Genomic DNA, 436 nt, shown 5'->3' on the forward strand with positions numbered 1-436 from the left:
GGTGGCAGCCGTACGGAAGAAGGCCTGCGCGCCCGGTGTGGCACGGCGCATGCTGTTGGTAAAGCTTATTGTAGTGGCCGAAGGCTGTGCCTGTACGATAAAGCCCTGCGCGGGTGCTATCAGCCAGTTGTCACTGTCGCCCTGGTAGTAGCCGGAAAGCTCTGCATCCAGCGTGCCGTTGCCGTTGGTATTGCTCGGCGGGGTTACCAAGCCACTAAGGTTTAACGTAAGGTATGAGGTCTCTGAAGCATTCTTTTTCCTCCAGAACCATAAACCGGTATCGCTAACCAGGTTGCCGTTGTTGGCCGTTAAGAAGGCCTCAAGGCTTATAGGCGAAGGGTAAGGGTTACCCACGGCGGTAAAGCCATCGCCACCGTCTACCGTTGCAGGGTAATAGCTGCCGTTATTTGGCTTACCGGTAAAGGTACCGTCAAAA

General features: G+C 55.3%; 1 pseudogene. It reads right to left on the reverse strand.

Annotated features, from left to right (window positions below):
• A pseudogene (locus ACLI09_RS18075) lies at positions 1-436 on the reverse strand (hypothetical protein); the annotation flags it as partial.

The sequence above is a fragment of the Flavobacterium sp. RHBU_24 genome (assembly GCF_046613695.1).
Classification (GTDB): domain Bacteria; phylum Bacteroidota; class Bacteroidia; order Flavobacteriales; family Flavobacteriaceae; genus Flavobacterium.